We start from the raw sequence: 18,576 nt of genomic DNA on the forward strand, positions 1-18,576 counted from the left end.
TTTGAAAAAGGAGAGAACCAAGAGGTCCTCTCCGGCTGTTTGATCCTATTTGATTCTAGATCTTTTGGACTTCTAAAATCAAATCTGTTTAGTCTTCTTTTCGTTTTGTCGTAAGAACAGCAGCAGATAAAGCGATACTCACACTTGCTAAGAAGAGGGCTGCTTCTGAACCATGTTCTCCTGTAGCAGGAAGCTTCTCTTCATCTTTAGCTCTTGGAGTTTTGGCATCAGCTACTGGGCTTGGAGTGAGCGGGTACTCAGGTTTTTCAACTGTTGGTGCTGCTTGATCTCCAGCAGTAGCCAATACACCTGTGTAGGCTGGTTTTTCATTTACCAAGGCCTCAACTGCATTGACTCCACCTCTATACTCTGGAACTTCATTTGTAGCTGCTAGAACTGCATTGGCTCCACCTTTATATTCTGGCAATTCGTTTACCAAGGCTTGAACAGCATTGACTCCACCCTTGAACTCAGGGACTTCATGTACAACTGCTTCTGCTGCATTGACTCCGCCCTTAAACTCAGGTAGGTCATGAACAGCCGCTTCTTCTCCAGCTGTTCCGTAAGGGCCTGTGTATTCAGGAACTTCAAGAACTGGAGGTTGCTCTTCACCCTTGCTGCTTGTAGGAGTGTCTGGTTTAGCAGCCTTATCTTGTAATTGGTTGAGATAGTCTGAGAAGAACTCGACCATTCTTTCAGTCAAGAGATGATTATCCGTCGCATATTTCATGCTGGCCTGAACTCCAGCCACTTCCTCTTGATTTTCTTTGTCTGTCAATTTCTGCGCCTTAGCTAAAGCCACTTCATAGCCTGACAAGTCAAGAGGTGTCTCTGCTACTTGTGGACGAGTAAAGATGAGTTCCGCTGCAGATTGGTATTTATCTCCACCATCTCCGTATGTCTTGGTACCAGTAAGGACAATTTTCTTAGCCTTGATTGTCTTACCAAAGTCAATGTCTTTTGGCTTATTGTTATTTGGCCAATCTGTTACGGTAAAGGTATGTTCCTTGCCAGACTCATCTGTGACAACCAGTTTCACATCTCGCAAGTTTCCATTTGAATCGGATGCACGCGGAACATAGCGAAGTCCTGTGATTTCAGTAGGTTCTTTCAAGACCATGGTTGCAGGCTTGCCTACATCTCCACCATTCCAAGATGTATGCCATAGACTAGACACATTGCCATCAAAGGCATTCTCTAGGCCTTCACCTGGTTGGGCAGGCGCATCCAAACTTTCAAAGTCTTCTGCTACCAAGGCTGTTTTCTTCTGAACCAAAGCATTCTTCAAGGCTTCAATCTTGGCAATCTCTGCACGCGCTTCTTCAACACTGATATCATCATCGGCCTGACTGAGGTTAAAGACCGCCTCTTTCAAAGCATCCATAGACTCTTTGGTGTAGTTGGTCATGGCTACAGTTGGCAAGTAGTTTTTCAGAGCATTTTCTGTCAACATCTTACCTGTTAGGGTAATTTCTTCGATTTGAAGATTATCCATCATGAAGTCGTTATAACCACGGAAGTTAGCATTCCCACCAGAATCTCCACGAGTATTGCTTGCGTTTCCAGTTGAGTAGATACCTACCCAAGTATCGCCTGTTTCTGCACCTGTCACAAGGAAGGTTGCCTTCTTGGCTTTCTTAGAATCCGTCCAAGTATTTGGCAATTCATGCATTTCCAAGTTGCTTGCTTGACTACCACGACGACCTGACTGGAATTCTCCCTTACCAACTACAAAGGCATAGGTATTGTCTGATCCTGCTTCGTATTCAAAGGTTACACGATAAGTCTTACCAGCTTCAAAGCGGAAGTTTTGCGGAATAGTTTGGTAAACCAAGTTACGACGGCTCACTAGCCCATTTGTCTTCAATGACCAATTTCCATCGATAACATCATCAACTTTCTTACCGTTCCAACCACGTTGTGTATATGGATCATGCTTTTCAGACAAGTGAGTGCGATTGTCTTCAACACCTTCGACACCACCCACTACGAATGGGAAGATACCCTGAGCAACATTTTCAAAGTCTTGTTTGAAGGTACCTTTACCTGTATCATGGTTTTCTCCGTACATGCTTGAATTATTTTCAAAGGTACGAATTTCATCAAAGTAAGTTGCTTCATCACCAGCTTCACGACTCAAGGTCAGAGTAACATTTGATACGTCAGATCCAGTTGTAAAGAAGGCGTACATGTTTTGGAAGTAACTTGTATTGTCAACTGTAGCATTTTCACGGCGATTGTTATGAGCATAAGCTTTGATATAGTTGAGTGCGAGTGACTTATTGGTGTAAGTAGTCACTTCTTTTTCGCCAGTATTCACTGTGATACTTGCCTTAGCATTACTACGGTTATCAACACCGACATAAACCGCATACTTGGTATTTGGTTTCAAGCCAGTCAGTTTCTGAGTAAGGCTGACCTTGCTCTTATTACCTTGGATACGAAGCATTTCATTTGCACCCTGTGATTTGACAATTTCTGCCTTAGATGCATCACCAGAAATGGTCCAGTGTTTCAAGGTTCCACTGTTAAATCCTTGGTCATAGATGTGCATGCCTTCGCTCCATGACATTTCAGGATTGGTTTGTTTTGAACGGTAGAGAACGTATGGTTGATTTGCTAGAAGGTCTAGGGTAATCTTGCCGTCTTTTACAGTTAATTCTTTCTCTTCTGTCTTACCTTGGTCAGTTAGCTTGTAAAGGTAAACCTTGCTATTTGCCCAATCGCTTGGAAGTGTCCAAGTTGTTGCACCAGCTTGCGTATTGAAGTAGTACATTTTTTCCTTATCAGTAGGAAGTTTCTTACCATTCGCATCCCAGTTCCAAGGAGTCAAGTAAGCTGAACCATCTTGGATGACACGTCCGTTGAGCGTTACTGTACGTTCACGGTATTGTGGGCTATTGACATCGTTTGACTTACGAGTCACAACAACCTTGTTACCTGCTGCATCGACTAGCTCAACCTTCATTTCTGGAGTCCATTTATAGGTGCTACCGTTGTCTGTCATGGTAACTGGTGTACCATTTTCCCATTTACTTACAGTGAAGTGTTGGAAGTACTTAGTCATGACGTCATGGGCAAAGAGGTTGGTTACATAGCCATTGTAGTCGCTTCGTCCTTGCCAGCCTTCAAAGTCCTTCATGCTGTAACCACCTAGAAGTGGGTAGTCAGCAGCACCACCGTAACTTCTGTAGTCTCCAACCCAAGCATCTTTTTGGTGGTTACGGATAAAGCGTGTGATGGCACTGTTGATACCTTTGTTAGTGTAGCCACCATAGGTCAAGTCAGCTGCCCAATGATGGAAGGTAGAGTCGTACTCACCACCATGGCCCCACTCAATCGCAAAGCGCCAGCCTTGTTTGTTGATTTCTTTAGCAAGAACGTGAGTAGCCCAGGCACCGTTATCACCAGATTGGCCATTGCCCCAAACGTCCACATAGATAAAGTCGAGGCCTTCACCAAGTTTATTTTTCAAATCTTCCCAACGTGCCAAACGACCATGTGCCAAGTCATAAGCCGCATCAATGTTGATACCTTGGTCTAGCCAGTTCCAGCCATAGCTATAGCTGCCATCTGGATTCTTACGAAGAATATTTTCATTGAAGTATTTAGATTCAGGATAAGTCTCAGAAGCGTTAACATGGATACCTAGATGAGCACCATATTTCTTCGCTTTCGCAATCAAGGTCTTGAAGTCTTCAACACCACCAATACGTTTACCAATATCAGCATAGTTCAAGTGACCAGAGTCGTGACCTTCACTACCATATCCTTTAAGGAGAACACCCTGTCCAAGACCATCTGTATGGAGATTGATTTTCTTGATACCATCTAGAGTCATGAGGAATGGGTTTTGTGCTTGAGAACCAAAGTTCATCGCGATACGATAAGCTGTGATATCCTTGACTTTTTCCCAACCTTGAGGGTTGTTCATGATGCTACGATAAGCAATGGCACCATCTTGCCAATCGACTTTCTTGTCTGCGTTGGCATCTTCAGTGATAACAACCTTGGCACTTGGAAGTTCCTTGGTGTATTCTGGGAAGACAATACCCTTATAAGCTTTTTCCCATTGCCACTCAGAGCTATGAATTCCGACATAGTTGGCATTTCCAACCGTTTCTTTATAGGCTGTCAAACGGGTCCAGTCATTCGAACCACCACCATAGCTGTTTTGAGAGTTGCTCCAAACACCTGCAGCAAGCTTATCTGTAGAAACAAATCCATACATGTAACCCTTGGCCAAGTCTTTCATTGGATTGGTTACATCGATATGATCGTCTCCGCTGACATGCGTGTTGTTTGACATGGTTGCCCCATCAAACTTAGCACCAGCTTGATCACTCGAAACAGAGACAAGAGCGTTGCCTAGGAAACTAATCGTAGAAAGCAATTTTCTTTCGTCATCAATCTTTTGACCTGGAGTAACTTGATTGTGGTTGACAATCTTAGTCACATCAAAGTGCAACTGGTTATCTACAACTTGCAGACGGACCGTCATTTCTGCATTGATGAAGTTAGCATCATCACGAAGTTTCATCACGTACTCTGCTGTTGTCTCATTGATTTTTTTGTAAGTAACTTCGGGTGTCACTTCGTGTTTGTTGATAAAGACTCTATTGAATTGTTGAACTTGCCCTGATAAAGTATGGCCATTCAAAGTGTATTCTTTCACACGAGGAAAGGCTTGGTCAATCACTGCCTTGAGGACCTTAGACTGGATCGTATCATAAGTCACTTTGCTATCGTCAACAACCGGACCTGTTTCTTTCTGGGCAGGAGTATCATCCGCTTTTACGCCTTCTTGATTGTCTGTTTTAACGCTGACAACTGTGCGGTCATTGCCATAAGTTCCTGCTTTAAGAAGGATCTTCTTCTCATTTTTCAGATTATCATTGACCGCCCCTGGCAAGGTCACTGTATCAAAGAGATTGACATCGTTATTGCTGGCATTGAGCTGGCCATCTGACTTAAGAGTGATAGATAGACGGTTTACAGAACCTGTTTCTGGTGCTGCTACACGGTTGCCTTTATACCAAGTGCTATTTCCTGGAGTTTTGTATTCCCAGAACCAACCACCTGAGTCGTATCCTACAAAAACATTGTTATTGGTGTCTTTAAATTTCAAGAAGACACCAAAACGTGATTTGCCTTTTTCCGAATCTTCTTTGAAGGTTAGAGCAACAGTCGCATTTCCATTAGCGTCAACTGTCAATCCTTGTTTTTCAAACAAGGCTGGTTTATCGCCATTGTCGTTCTGTGCAGTTGAAGACAATTGGTTATAGCGGACACCCTTTTCTTCGCGAATAGTGACGGTTCCCTGTTGCTCTTTATTCGCTACTGTTTGCCATTCAGGAGTCACTGTCTTAGGTGTTTCAGGTTTAGCAGCTGCAGGTTTATCCTCTTTTGGTTTTTCTTCAGCCGGTTTTTCTTTCTCTTCCAAGTCTGCTGGTTTCACACTTGAAATTCCCTGCATGTGGTCTTGGATCCATTTTAGTTGAGCTGGTGAGAAGAGAATGCCTCCACTACGTTTTCCAACTACACCATTTTGGTGAACACCGACAAGTTTTCCTTCTGTATCAAAGATACCGCCGCCACTAGCACCAGGTTTTCCTCCTTGGTAACCAATTCCTTGAACACCTTCTCCATATGGTTCTGCAAAATCAACTGTAGTATTGACAATTGGTTCCAATTTCCCTTCTGGATAACCAAAGACATGGAGTTTATCTCCGATTTTCTTAACAACTGGCTTTTTAGTCACTTCTACTGGAGTGTTTTCAAGAACCGTACGCAATCTCACAAGCGCCAAATCATTCTTAAAGCCTTTTAGATAGCCCTCACGATCCCAGTGGATGACGTCTTTCTTGCCAAACTTCACATCCGGCATACCTGGGTAGGAAATGCTATAAATATCTCCATCCCCTTGGTCATTGTCAACAACCTTACGGATATTTCCATCTTGGCTGTCCTTGATAAAGTTATGAGAAACAGTCAAAACAAGGTCTTTCCCAATAACAATACCACTACCTTCGCCAGATGGCGTCTTGATTTTAACAGTTGCTCCGTAGTTTAATTCCCCGTTAGTCGTTTTAGCTACATCTTCTGGAACAAGTTTTCCAGTATCTTGGGCCAATTGATCCTTGTCAACTTCGCGTCCATTGTCTTCAGCTTTCTCCAACTTATCTTCTAGTTCTTTTGGAAGATTGCTTGGTTTATCTGACTTTTCTTTTTCTTGAGCTAACAATTCCTCTTCAGTCTTAGGTCCGTCAGTTATTTCATCAGAACCTGGATTCTGAGCAGCAGCTTCCTGATCAAAATCTCGCCCCTCATTACTAGCCCGCTTGTCCAAATCAGCCAGTTCACTCGGTAAATTATTTGTTGAGCCAACAGTTGCTTGATCTGCTAAGACTGGAGCAGCAGCAAAGAAAGTCGCCCCAATCATTACCGAAGCTACTCCAAGCGTAAACTTACGAATACTGAACTTACAGCGTTTTTCAAAAAATCGTTTATCCATGAACTCCTAAATCCTTTCGTTTTCACGTAAGCGTTTACATTTCTTTTTTAAAAAATACTCCTTCCTCCGAAAGTGCAATGCTTAAGCGTAATAAAAAAATAATTGTACTTTTAATATAACAAATAATGAGAAAGAAAGCAATAGGGAAAAACTAAAAATGAAGAATTTCTTCTCTATTCTGAAAAATTCTGTTTCTCATCTTACAGAGTCTTATAGCAATGATAAAAAAGGACCTAACCATCATCTCAATGGCTAAATCCTTTATTTTTAAAAAGTTATTTCACATGGTTTGCGAGATCTTCTTGAGCCTTTTTATTTGACTCTTCTTTTTCTTTCAACCATTTTTCTTGAGCTTTTTGGTATTCATCTGCTGTTACTGCTTTATCTTGTACATCTAGGTATTTATACAAGAGGGCTTCGCTCATACCCTTGTTACCAGAGTATGCAAACGGAAGTGTAAATGGAACCATCTTAGACAACATTGGACGACCAGTTTGGGAAGTTGTTGGGATGAGCAAGGCACTGTCTGTCAACCAAGCTTGGGCAGCAGCATATTTTTCATAACGTTTTGAAACGTCATTCACTTCTTCACCAGCTTCAACAACCATTTTTTCGTAGTCTTCCAAACCAACTTGCTTCGCTGCAGCGTTGTTTGTTCCAGAGTCAAATCCTAGGTAAGTCTTTGTATTTTCCCCTACAGATGGCTTGATGATATCTAGGTATGTAGATGGGTCTGCAAAGTCTGGGGACCATCCAACGTTATCTGAGATATCCCAGTCTTCTCCAGCAGCTGTTTCAGCAAAGTAAGTGATATTCAAGACATCATCTTTTTGAAGTTGTTGGATATCGACAACGACGTTCTCTGCCCCTAGAGTAGCTTCAAGCGATTGTTTGAAGGATTGAACACGTTGAACTTTTGTTGTATTGGTTTGGTCTACAGGCATATCCAAGTGAATTGGGAATTGCACACCTTCAGCTTGAAGAGCTGCCTTAGCTTTGGCAAATTCTGCTTTGGCCTTATCTGGGTTATAGAGTCCATCTTGAGCATCGGCCAAGTTCACGTTGCTCCACTCGTCACCATAAGTCACCAATTTTTCTTTAACCATTTCGCCAAAGTTCTTTCCATCTGCCTGCACGAATGCTGGCGGTACAAACAAGTTACGAAGTAGCTTAGTAGCACCACTTGCACCATTGACTTGAGAAGCATAGGCTGTTCTATCAAAACCAAAGGCAAGTGCTTGACGGAAGTCTTTGTTTAGAAGAGCTTTCTTGGTAGAATTTTTTTGTTCATCAGTTGTTTTAGATGAGTATTGATAAGACTGACGATCGATATTGATACCAACTAAGAAAGTTGATGAGTCTTGTTGTGTATAAACAATATTGTCTTTATATTCTTTTTCAGTCTCTGGGTAGCTAGCGCTTGTTGGGAAGAGACGGGCCATTGTAAAGCTGCCATCTTTGAAGGCTTCGGTTGGTTTGTTGGTATCTTGACCATCCCAGTAGGACAATTTCACTTTATCAAGATGAACATTGTCCTTATCCCAATAGTTTGGATTTTTTTCAAACTCAACAGAAGATTTGGCTACGATAGATTTTAGCAAGAATGGGCCATTATATAGGATGCTACCTGGATCTGTTCCTTTAGCGAAATCATCCCCTTTAGAGTTTAAGAACTCTTCATTAACTGGAGCCATTACCCCCATCGTTGTCTTAGAATTCCAGAAGCTTTCTGGCTTGTTCAAGGTGTACTGAACAGTGTGGTCATCAAGAGCCTTAATACCTACTTCAGCGAAATCTTTGATTTCTCCTTTCACATAGGCATCCAATCCTTTGATTGATTCCTGAACAAGATAAAGACCATCTGATTTTTTATCAGCAGCATATTTTAGACCAGTTACAAAGTCTTGCGCTTTAACCGTTGCATACTCTTCTCCTTCAGAAGTATACCATTTTGCATCCTTCCGAATGGTATAAGTATAAGTCAATCCATCCTTGGATACTGACCAATCCTCAGCCATTGACGGTACAAAGTTACCATAGCGGTCATTTTCTAGCAAGCCATCAACAACGTTACTGGTAATATTTGCAGTAGCCGCCTTACCAGTTGTCAAATAGTTGAGGTTGTCAGGGTCTGTTTCATAGATATATGAGAATGTTTTCTCAGATTTTGCACTCGATCCTGATCCAGAGCAAGCAGCTAGAGTCGCAGCCGCCAATAAGGTTACACCCGCAAGAGCAAATATTTTTGAACTTTTCATTTATTTCTCCTTTAAAACTTTCTCTCCATTATAGACTCTTTTTAGAGAGATGTCAACAGAATTTTCTGAATTTTTTACTTAATTTGGTAAATTCTGATAAAATGATTTTCTATTAAAAAATTTACCTCACATTCATATTTCCTAACACAATTTTTTCTAGCACAAATTCTTAAAATAAGACCGGATAACAGATTTTTTATCATTTTTTTGCTATGATTAGTTAGAGAGAAGAAAAGTGAAGGAGAAGACAATGATATTAATTACAGGTGCGAATGGTCAACTCGGTACTGAACTACGTTATTTACTAGATGAACGAAATGTGGACTATGTTGCAGTGGATGTGGCCGAAATGGATATCACGAATGCTGAAATGGTTGAGAAGGTATTTGCTGAGGTTAAGCCAACTCTAGTCTATCATTGTGCAGCCTACACTGCTGTGGATGCAGCAGAAGATGAGGGGAAAGAACTGGATTTTGCCATCAACGTAACTGGAACTGAAAATGTAGCCACGGCCTCTGAAAAATATGGAGCTACTCTGGTCTATATCTCAACAGACTATGTCTTTGATGGAAAGAAACCAGTAGGACAAGAATGGGAAGTCGATGACCTACCTGATCCGCAGACAGAGTACGGGCGTACCAAGCGAATGGGGGAAGAACTTGTTGAAACCCTTACGTCACAGCATTACATCATCCGCACTGCTTGGGTCTTTGGAAATTATGGTAAAAACTTTGTCTTTACCATGCAAAATCTAGCCAAAACCCATAAAACGCTCACAGTGGTCAACGACCAACACGGTCGTCCGACTTGGACACGTACCTTGGCTGAGTTCATGACCTACTTGACTGAAAATCAAAAAGCATTTGGCTACTACCACTTATCAAATGACTCCACTGAAGACACCACTTGGTATGACTTTGCTGTCGAGATTCTTAAAGACAGTGATATCGAAGTGATTCCAGTAGACTCCAGCAAGTTTCCTGCCAAGGCCAAACGACCTCTCAACTCAACCATGAGCTTGGCGAAGGCAAAGGCGACAGGTTTCGTCATTCCATCCTGGCAAGATGCCCTCAAAGAATTTTATAAACAAGAAGTAAGAAAATAAAAGATTACGACATACATAAAAAGCAAGAGACCTTGAGTTCTCTTGCTTTTTAGTATCTGATTATTTAATCACTTGTTGCGTTTTAGCATAGTTAGCCTCTACCGCTTCTTTCTCAGATTTCCACCAGTCTTGGTTGTCTGTGTACCACTTGATGGTCTCTTTGAGACCTGCTTCAAAGTTGGTAAACTCGGGTTTCCATCCTAGTTCATCACGAAGTTTGCTAGCATCGATAGCATAGCGGAGGTCGTGACCAGCTCGATCTGTCACGTGGTCATAAGTGTCAGCTGTTTTGACGCAGCCCGAGTAAGTGGTACAGGCGCGTTCCCGAACCCGCTACAAGAATAATACCTTTCATAATGAAGTAATCTTTCTAACGAACTGATTAATGAGTAGCTTCAAATTCTTACTTCAATTTAGAAATAGCCGATTTCAGATAATCACCATTTCGAAGCGCTACTCCTACTTGTCTAGCATTAGCTGACAGTTCCATGTAATCTCGATCTGTCAAATCGTCCAGTGCCTTCTGGAGGTCATTTAGAGAATCAATTGCTATACCACATTGCTTATCTAGCACAAAATGCGCAAGGGCAGACTCTTTCCAAACAACTAGAGGAAAGCCCGAAGCCAAATAAAGAGAAGCCTTGTGGGAGTTGTTAATACGTAGGTAATTTCCGAAAGAACCTTGGCAAGTTTCTGAACTATCACCATCCCACACCAAACCAAAACTACCTTGAAGAGCATTTGGGAGGTCATCTGGCATAAAGGAACCAAAGTAGGTGGTATTTTTCAATGCACGACTTTCATCGTACCCCATTCCATAGAGATTATAGGCTGGCTGTTCTGGCAAATTATAAAGATAGCCTGATTTTGTTGGAATTAGATTTCCGGCGATGATAATCGCTTCTTCTTTTTGTGGAACACTTTTTTCCTCAAAGTTCGGAATCAGATAGTCAAAAATCTCCAAGCTAACCATTTTATCTGATGGTATGCCTTGAATTGTCAAAGCATTTTTCATGATATCATTATGAACGATAATGCCATCCACTGATGTAAGAGCTGCCTTCTCTTGGAAGTAATTTCTCACTTTATGACGAAGTTTCACTGCTGAATTTCCTACATGACGCAAGGTTTCAATATCATGAATCACAAGATAGAATTTGACCCCTCTATTTTGCGCCTGCTTAATGAGTTGTGAGATGAAAAATGTATGGTGGATAATTGGGAACTGAATCAGCAATTCATCCCCAGCTCCCAACTGATCAAAGACAGACTTGAGCGCACGATATTTGTGTTGCTGAGCTTTAAAGAAATTCATCTTATACCAATTCTCAACCTTGAGTTCCAACCCCTTATAACCCTCTGAGACTAGAATAGCTTCTACGTCATTTCGTGCCTTATTTCCTGCATTCTTTTCATATTCATTACTCAGAAATGAATCCTTCAGATAATATTTCACCTTTTCTCCCCTTTATCTGTGATGTTCTTAGATACTTCCTAGTTCTTTCTCTACCACATCCAATGCACGTTCAACAGTTACATGCATATCATAGTATTTATAATCTGCCAAGCGACCACAGAAGATAACCTTGTCATTTTTGGCTGCTTCTTCTTGATACTTAGCAAACATGGCATTGTTTCTCTCATCATTGATTGGATAATATGGCTCATCTCCACGTTTCCAATCAGCTGGATACTCACGAGTGATAACCGTCTTTGGTTGAGTACCATACTCGAAATGCTTGTGCTCGATGATACGAGTATAAGGAATCTCACGTTCTGTATAGTTGACCACAGCATTTCCTTGATAATTGTCTTCATCCAAGACTTCATGCTCAAAACGAAGGCTACGGTATTCCAACTCCCCGTGTTTGTAGTCAAAGTACTGGTCAATCATCCCTGTAAAGACAACTTTTTCAGCTGATTCTTCTAGCTCTTCACGATTGGCAAAGAAATCAACACCAAGCTCTACTTCTACATCGCCAAGCATGTTTTCAATGATGACGTTATAGCCACCGATTGGAATACCTTGGTAACGGTCGTTAAAGTAGTTGTTATCAAAGGTCAAACGCACTGGGAGGCGCTTGATAATAAATGGCGGAAGGTCTGTTGCAGAACGTCCCCATTGTTTTTCTGTGTAGCCCTTGATCAACTTTTCATAGATATCTGGACCAATCAACTTGATGGCTTGTTCTTCCAAGTTCTTGGGCTCAACATCTTTCATATCAGCCGTTTGCTGGGCAATCTTGTCCTTGACTTCTTGTGGTGTCTTAGTCCCCCACATAGCGTAGAAGGTGTTCATATTGAAAGGAAGATTGTAAAGACTCCCCTTGTAGTTAGCCACTGGCGAGTTGATATAGTTGTTAAACTCAGCGAATTGGTTAACATAGTCCCATACTTTTTTATTGGAAGTATGGAAAATGTGGGCACCATACTTGTGGACATTGATGCCCTCAACATTTTCACAGTAGATATTTCCACCGATGTGATCACGCTTGTCAATCACTTTAACTTTTTTACCGCGTTTTGTAGCTTCGTGTGCGAAGATTGCTCCAGACAAACCAGCACCAACGATAAGATAATCGTACATAGTTAACTCCATTATTTCTTAATGATTTGTTTTAATTCTTTTACATCTACCACTTTCAAAGATAGAATTGCAAAAAGATAAATGATTCCACCAAGCACTGCAAATACTATAACATTTATGGTTGGTGAAAAATGTATAACTGTTTTTAAACCTAGCAATATACCATACATGATAGCTGATGCTAGGACTATTTTTGTCAAAGATCCGATAATTGGAACTTCTTTTAGGTATCTACGGGTAAAGTATAATTGTATCGCCCATACCAACGCCTCTGTCAAAACAGAAACAATGGCTGCTCCGATATATCCAAGTTTAGGAAGGAATAGTAAGTTCAAACCTACACTGATAATTGCGGGAGCTGTTGTTGAAATCATGAATTCTTTATTTTTATTATGAGGAATTAAAATCTGAATTCCCATGATGTTGGTCCAACCGATAAAGAACATACGGAAGATCATAATGGCAATTGCATAACGTGCATCCTGAAAATCCTGCCCAAGGAAAAACTGAACAAAATCATCATTGACGATTAAAATTCCTGCCATTATTGGAAAAATCACTAAATTATAAATGAGGAAGGACATTTCATGCATCTTATTGACTGCTCTATGATCTCCTGTTGCTAATAAGTTAGCTACTCGAGGCAACATAACACTTCCCAAGGAAGTTACCAAGGTCAGAAGGATATTTACTAATTTTAGGGCCTGGTCATAAATTCCTACATCTTTTGTAGAAGCTAAGGCTCCAAGCATGGTACGATCCAGCGTAATGTACAAAGAAATAGCTACTTGAGGAAGGAATAATAATATGACCGGCTTTAAATGATGCCTAGCATATTCTATGCTAAAATGAGAACTGCCGATAAACTTCCGAGCAGGTAACCACATACTTAGTTGCCCCAAAAGTTCAAATATGGTTAGCAAAAAAACATAGAGATATAGGTCATTTGCAGATTTGACAAAGAGGAAGATTGAAATGACTCCAACAAGTTTAACTGTGATATTTCGAACAGTAATCTTTCGAAAATCTTCTAGCCCTTGAAAGAGCCAGGAAATGTCTAAACCTTTTGAAACTAAACTCAAGCCTAGAATGTAGGCTACCGGATTTTGCATAAAGGGAAGGGTCAGACAAAGAAGAGCATATAAGGACAGAGAAAGAACTGTTGCCCCTAATTGTAGAGAGTAGATACCCCAAAAGTTTTTATTAATCTCATTACGATGTCCTGAAATGACCTTAGTACCATAGTTAGCAACTCCTAACGTCGCTAAGAGAATAAAGTAGGTGACAATGGAATTAAAGTATCCATACGTCCCTAAATCATCCGAAGAAAAGACCCGTGTTACATAGGGAGTCGTAATAATCGGAAGTATAATTACCAACAATTGATAAGAAAGATTGTAGGCGTAGTTTTTTAATACTTTCATTTCAAGTCATCCAATTTAGAATTAATCAGTGAAAACAAAAAGCTTGACTGGTCATACTTATAATGGTCAATTATTCTAAAAACTTCTTTCATATTTCCTCTTTCCTACATTTTTTTGACACTTGTTGCAAATTAAATTGGATCTATGCACGAGACTATCGTAGCAACAAATACAATTTAGGGCTAAAAATAAAAATAAGGTATTTCAGTTTTAGTTTCCATGATAACTTATTATTTTTTAACAAGTTACCCATTTCGACTCTCAACAACTCTTTATCTTTTGAAAAATCTTTTAAGCCTGAGTCAGCTTTTGCACCAATTACTACAAAACCACCTAATAATTTTTTAGCTTGCAAAGCTTGCTTTAATTCTGGACTCTGAATGTACTCTCTTTTAATAACTTCCTCATTTTTTGCAACAGCTTCAAAGAAATCATATCTTTTTTCAGTAAAAGTTGAACGAACTATACTCCCTTCCCTACGATAGTAATTGTAGGTTTCAAGTGGACTGATCACGATTCTTTCAGCTAAGGCAAGATGTTCTGCTACAACATAAAAATCCTCATAGATTTTCCCGACTGGAAATGGAACGCGTTCCAAGATGCATTTCCGATAAAGCTTAGCACAAGCAGAAACCGTTGCAACTTTGTCATCCAACATTAGTTCCAGAGCCTTTTCTTTTGTAATCGGAGCCAAATCTTTATAGTCTGAGTCTTGCAATCGATAAGAAGTATAAGCATTATATTTTGAAGTGGCTTTTACCTTTGTTGAAATCAAGTCTGCTTGATGTGTTTCCTGAATTTTCACGATTAACTCTAGAGTATATTCTTCAAGATAATCATCCGGATCTAAAAAGAAAATCCAGTCTGAGTTGGCTTTCGCCACTCCAAAGTTACGTGCATCAGATAATCCACCATTTTCTTTGTGGAAAACATGGATATTTTCATATTGCTTTGCATAATCTTCGCATAATATAGGAGAATTATCTGTGGAACCATCATTTACAAGGATTATCTCAAAGTTTTGATAGGTCTGTTTAATTAAGCTTTCTATCGCAAAATGCAGATAGTCTGCAACATTATAAACAGGAACAACGATGCTGATAAACATCTTAAACGCCCCTCTCTTTTTCTTTCTTTTTAGAGTATTTCTTCAAAATCGGATTAAAAATTATTCCCAAAGCAAAGTTAGTCCTATAATTTAAGTAAGACAATCTGTCAAATTTTTTCGTAGGAACGTATTTATATGAGCTTTACTCAAGCTTTCTATATAGTTCCTTTAACGACCTTTCAGAATTATTGACCATCCATGACAACCAGTACTTCAAATTTATTTTTATAATTCGGAAGCACTTGTTGAAAAGACTCCAGCCCTTTTGAAATGTAGTTCTAAATATTATAACTAGGCATTACAATTGATAACAAGCAATCCTTCATCTTATCTCTTAAATCGTCTCAATTAGTTCAATCCACTGCTTGAGAATTTTTTCCTTATCGAATTTATCCATATTATCCTTGGCATGATTGGAGAGGGAACTTCGCAAGTTCGAATCTTCCATCAGTTCAAGCAATTTTTCACTCAACTTGTCCGTATCATAACACTCAACCAGATAGCCATTAACTCCATCATTAACAATTTCGTTCGGTCCTGTCGGACAACTAAAGCTAACTATAGGAAGATTGTATTGCTGTGCTTCCAGTAGAACTAGAGGTAAACCTTCATAGCGAGATGTCATGACATAAATCCCTTTATCTCCATAAATCAAATCCTGATTTTTTTCAAGCCCTTTGATGACTAACTTATCCTGTAAATCATTTTCGTTGATTAGATTTCTGATTTTGTCCACTTCATCTTGACTTCCGGAACCGTAGATTTCCCAAGTCCAGTCAGACCTTTTCGCTAACACTTTTTTCGCGACTTGAACAAGATAATCATATCCTTTTTGATAATCGAAACGGCCAACCGTCACGATTTTAGTTGAATTTTTATTATAGGAGATATCTGGAAGAGCAGCCTCTTTCCAATTATAGATGTAGCAAATTCTTTCCTCAGAAACACCGTATTTTTTTATATAATTTTCACGGTCTTCTTGAGTAAGGGTCACGAGTTTATCAGCAAATTTCGCTCCAATATACCTTTGTATCTTCTTAACTTTCGTATCAATATCTACTATAGAATTTGTATGGTCGCAGGAAACAAATTTTGTTTTCAAACCAATTGTGCTTGCTACACCAACTGTATTCATACTCATTCCGATTCCAAAAACAATATCAATGTTCTCTTCTTTCAGATAGTTTCTCAACAACTTGACCGCTTCGAGAAAATTTTTACTCATAGATATTTTCTTTGATGATAAATTTTGATATCGAACCGATTGTTTCAGCGAGAAGAAATTGTTTTCTGTAGAAATCATCGAGAGAAGATGAACTTCATACATAGTTGATAACTCATTTGCAAGGCTGGTTGCTACTTTCAGTCCTCCATCTGTTCTATCGATACTCCATTTCACTAAAGCGATTTTTTTCATCTTTAAACTACACTTCCCCTTCATTTTCACCCAGTGATATAATCTCGTAGTGGTGAAGAGTCCTTTTATCTTCTGGCGGCAATTGCATATAATCCGCTCCGTAAATGGCTGTTAGATATTCTTTGTATTTGCAAGGACAACAAAGTTTAAGATCTTCAAACTGTAATAGGACTGGTTCTCCAAAGTAATCACTTGGTACTATCTCTTTTAATTTGTAAGCTCCCGTATAATTTCCTGCATAAGCTTCATCAAACGAATATTTTTTTATCGTTTGTAAATATTTTTTCTGAGCCCAGGTAAAGGAAATAATCTTCTCAATATTAACAGCATTCGCAAAAGCAATAATTATCTTTTCAATGAATGGTCGATTTTCTTTTTTCTGATTCACCAAACTATTGAATTGCGAGAGTTGAACCATCATCCTTGCGTACAAGTATCTCAAAGAATGAATTTTTTTCTTTAAAGCATTAGACGGCATACCATCTAGCGGAAAAATGTCTATCCACAAACTTTCTACCAATTCTTCTTTACTATAATTCATGATGATTTTTGTAGAATCATCTCGGATCACAGAGAAAGCTTTTTTATAATTTAATGTACCTTCGCTTAAAAACTTGTAATTTTCTGGCAAGACATTTGAAGCTATTTTTTTGAACTTTTCATAATCTTCCCTGGGCATTCCAATATCAATGTCATCATCCCAAGGAATAAAACCTTGATGACGAACAGCACCTAGTAAAGTCCCACCTAGAGCATAGTAGGTTAGGTTATTTTCTTCGCAAATAATAATAAACTCTTTCAAAATAGATAAAATCTTATCTTGAATGATTTTGATATCCGACATACTTTCCTCCTATATAAATCGAAATAAAACCGTCTTTCCAGTCTATGCTCTCTTAAGTTCTTGTTAAATACTTCTTACCATTTCACTATACAATTTTTTCAGACGAACGTCCCCCTAGATCTTCATCGCTTTCATCAGAAAACTGATAATCCGGGTTTATTAAAACACCTACCAATATCCAAAAAATATTATTATGAAGATACAAATTCAAATCATCAACCATAGAGTGAAAACTCATTAATATCAAAATCAGAGCAAGAATCCACTGTCGTTTCTTAATGACTTTAAGTAGTGTCAAAGATAGAACTGAGACCATTAATCCCAGGATGAGTAGACCAAATCTCTGTAAAATTTGGACGTACAAATTGTCCACATACAGATAGGTCTGATAGTTTCTAACACCTTCAACAGTCAGACCATTCCCATTCCAGTAAACTGGTCGTCCAAAAAATCCAAAACCATAGAGATTTAAAGATTTATTAGCCAAGTATATCCGACCACCTAACATATGATTCACTTTAAAAAGAAGATCATTGATAAAAGAATGACTTGAATTGAGATAGGTAACGGAGATCCAAAAACTAATAACTGCATTTACAATAAAGGTTGGTTTAAAAGCTTTAAACACATATCCTAACTTTGAAAATAGTTTCGGAAACCATTTTATTAACAAACTGCATGTCAGCAATACACAGGAACTATAAAATGTTAAACGAGAATCCGTTTGATCATATACCCAATAAACAGAAAGAGCCAACAGTAACCATTGCCAGTATTGGATTTTGTTTTGCTTTAAATAAAACACAATAGCAACTATATTCATCAGTAAAATCGAAGGAAATAGAGCATATCTAAAACCTAGGTAGGTCCGCACTCGAGGACCAGAAATTTCTACATAGTTCGTTATGATTCCTAATCTTGCGCTTATGATAACAAAAAACAACAGGCACATACTAACGACTAATGATGTTTTCGCCACCTTCTTAAAGGGAATATCTCGTAAAGTATAAATAAATAATATACTTACAGGAAGTTCTGAACTGAGAGCTGTTATTTTCCCCACTATAAAATAAATTAAAATCGTTGCAAACAAACCAATGAGAGTTCTATAATCATATTTTCTCTTAAACGACTCTTTTATAACCAAAAGAAAGAGGGAAAAAGCTATCGCTAATTTATAAACTGTTCCAGGCAGATACCGAGCATAAAAAGTTACATTTAATATCGAAACCGTTAAAAATATCCCTAAAGCAACAAGAGCCAAAAGTTCTGGTACAGATTTTATTTTTAGTACTAATTTCATTCTTATTATTCATCCC

Annotated in this window: 10 protein-coding genes and 1 pseudogene; 1 reads left to right on the top strand and 10 read right to left on the bottom strand. The window is 39.1% G+C overall.

Annotation, left to right across the window (positions count from 1 at the left end; all coding sequences use genetic code 11):
- Positions 1–88 precede the first annotated feature (88 nt).
- Together SNAG_RS08100 and SNAG_RS08105 are read right to left on the bottom strand one after the other, a co-directional pair.
- A complete protein-coding gene (locus tag SNAG_RS08100; RefSeq protein WP_096408288.1) occupies positions 89–6,514 on the bottom strand; it encodes a SpGH101 family endo-alpha-N-acetylgalactosaminidase in 6,426 nt (2,141 codons plus the stop codon).
- 275 nt (positions 6,515–6,789) lie between these two features.
- Positions 6,790–8,772, bottom strand: coding sequence for a peptide ABC transporter substrate-binding protein (locus tag SNAG_RS08105; RefSeq protein ID WP_096408291.1), 1,983 nt, complete (start codon positions 8,770–8,772; stop codon positions 6,790–6,792).
- A 250-nt stretch (positions 8,773–9,022) separates the two neighbouring features.
- Here SNAG_RS08105 and rfbD point away from each other — a divergent pair, with 250 nt between their 5' ends.
- Positions 9,023–9,877 (top strand): dTDP-4-dehydrorhamnose reductase, encoded by an 855-nt coding sequence (gene rfbD / locus SNAG_RS08110; RefSeq protein WP_096408293.1) that lies wholly within the window; start codon positions 9,023–9,025, stop codon positions 9,875–9,877.
- Between the two features lie 60 nt (positions 9,878–9,937).
- On the opposite strand, the pseudogene SNAG_RS08115 reads toward rfbD, so the two are convergent.
- The 8 genes and pseudogenes from SNAG_RS08115 to SNAG_RS08155 form a co-directional block, all read right to left on the bottom strand.
- Positions 9,938–10,168, bottom strand: a pseudogene (locus SNAG_RS08115) (dTDP-glucose 4,6-dehydratase); the annotation flags it as partial.
- Between the two features lie 112 nt (positions 10,169–10,280).
- Complete coding sequence (locus SNAG_RS08120) at positions 10,281–11,333, bottom strand: galactofuranosyltransferase (RefSeq protein ID WP_096408296.1); 1,053 nt, start codon at positions 11,331–11,333, stop codon at positions 10,281–10,283.
- Positions 11,334–11,360: 27 nt separating this feature from the next.
- Positions 11,361–12,464: a UDP-galactopyranose mutase gene (gene glf / locus SNAG_RS08125; RefSeq protein WP_096408298.1), complete on the bottom strand. Its 1,104-nt coding sequence runs from the start codon at positions 12,462–12,464 to the stop codon at positions 11,361–11,363.
- 11 nt (positions 12,465–12,475) lie between these two features.
- Entirely contained in the window at positions 12,476–13,888 is a 1,413-nt protein-coding gene (locus tag SNAG_RS08130) for a flippase (RefSeq protein WP_096408301.1), read from the bottom strand.
- A gap of 154 nt (positions 13,889–14,042) precedes the next feature.
- A complete protein-coding gene (locus tag SNAG_RS08135) occupies positions 14,043–14,996 on the bottom strand; it encodes a glycosyltransferase family 2 protein (RefSeq protein WP_096408303.1) in 954 nt (317 codons plus the stop codon).
- A 334-nt stretch (positions 14,997–15,330) separates the two neighbouring features.
- Complete coding sequence (locus SNAG_RS08145) at positions 15,331–16,413, bottom strand: glycosyltransferase family 4 protein (protein WP_096408306.1); 1,083 nt, start codon at positions 16,411–16,413, stop codon at positions 15,331–15,333.
- A gap of 7 nt (positions 16,414–16,420) precedes the next feature.
- On the bottom strand, positions 16,421–17,257 hold the full coding sequence (locus SNAG_RS08150) for a LicD family protein (protein ID WP_096408309.1): 837 nt from the start codon (positions 17,255–17,257) through the stop codon (positions 16,421–16,423).
- A gap of 85 nt (positions 17,258–17,342) precedes the next feature.
- Positions 17,343–18,560 carry a polymerase gene (locus tag SNAG_RS08155; RefSeq protein WP_096408311.1) on the bottom strand — a complete coding sequence of 406 codons (1,218 nt, stop codon included), beginning with the start codon at positions 18,558–18,560 and terminating at the stop codon, positions 17,343–17,345.
- Between the last annotated feature and the right edge of the window lie 16 nt (positions 18,561–18,576).

Origin of the sequence: Streptococcus sp. NPS 308 (assembly GCF_002355895.1) — a bacterium.
Lineage (GTDB): Bacteria > Bacillota > Bacilli > Lactobacillales > Streptococcaceae > Streptococcus.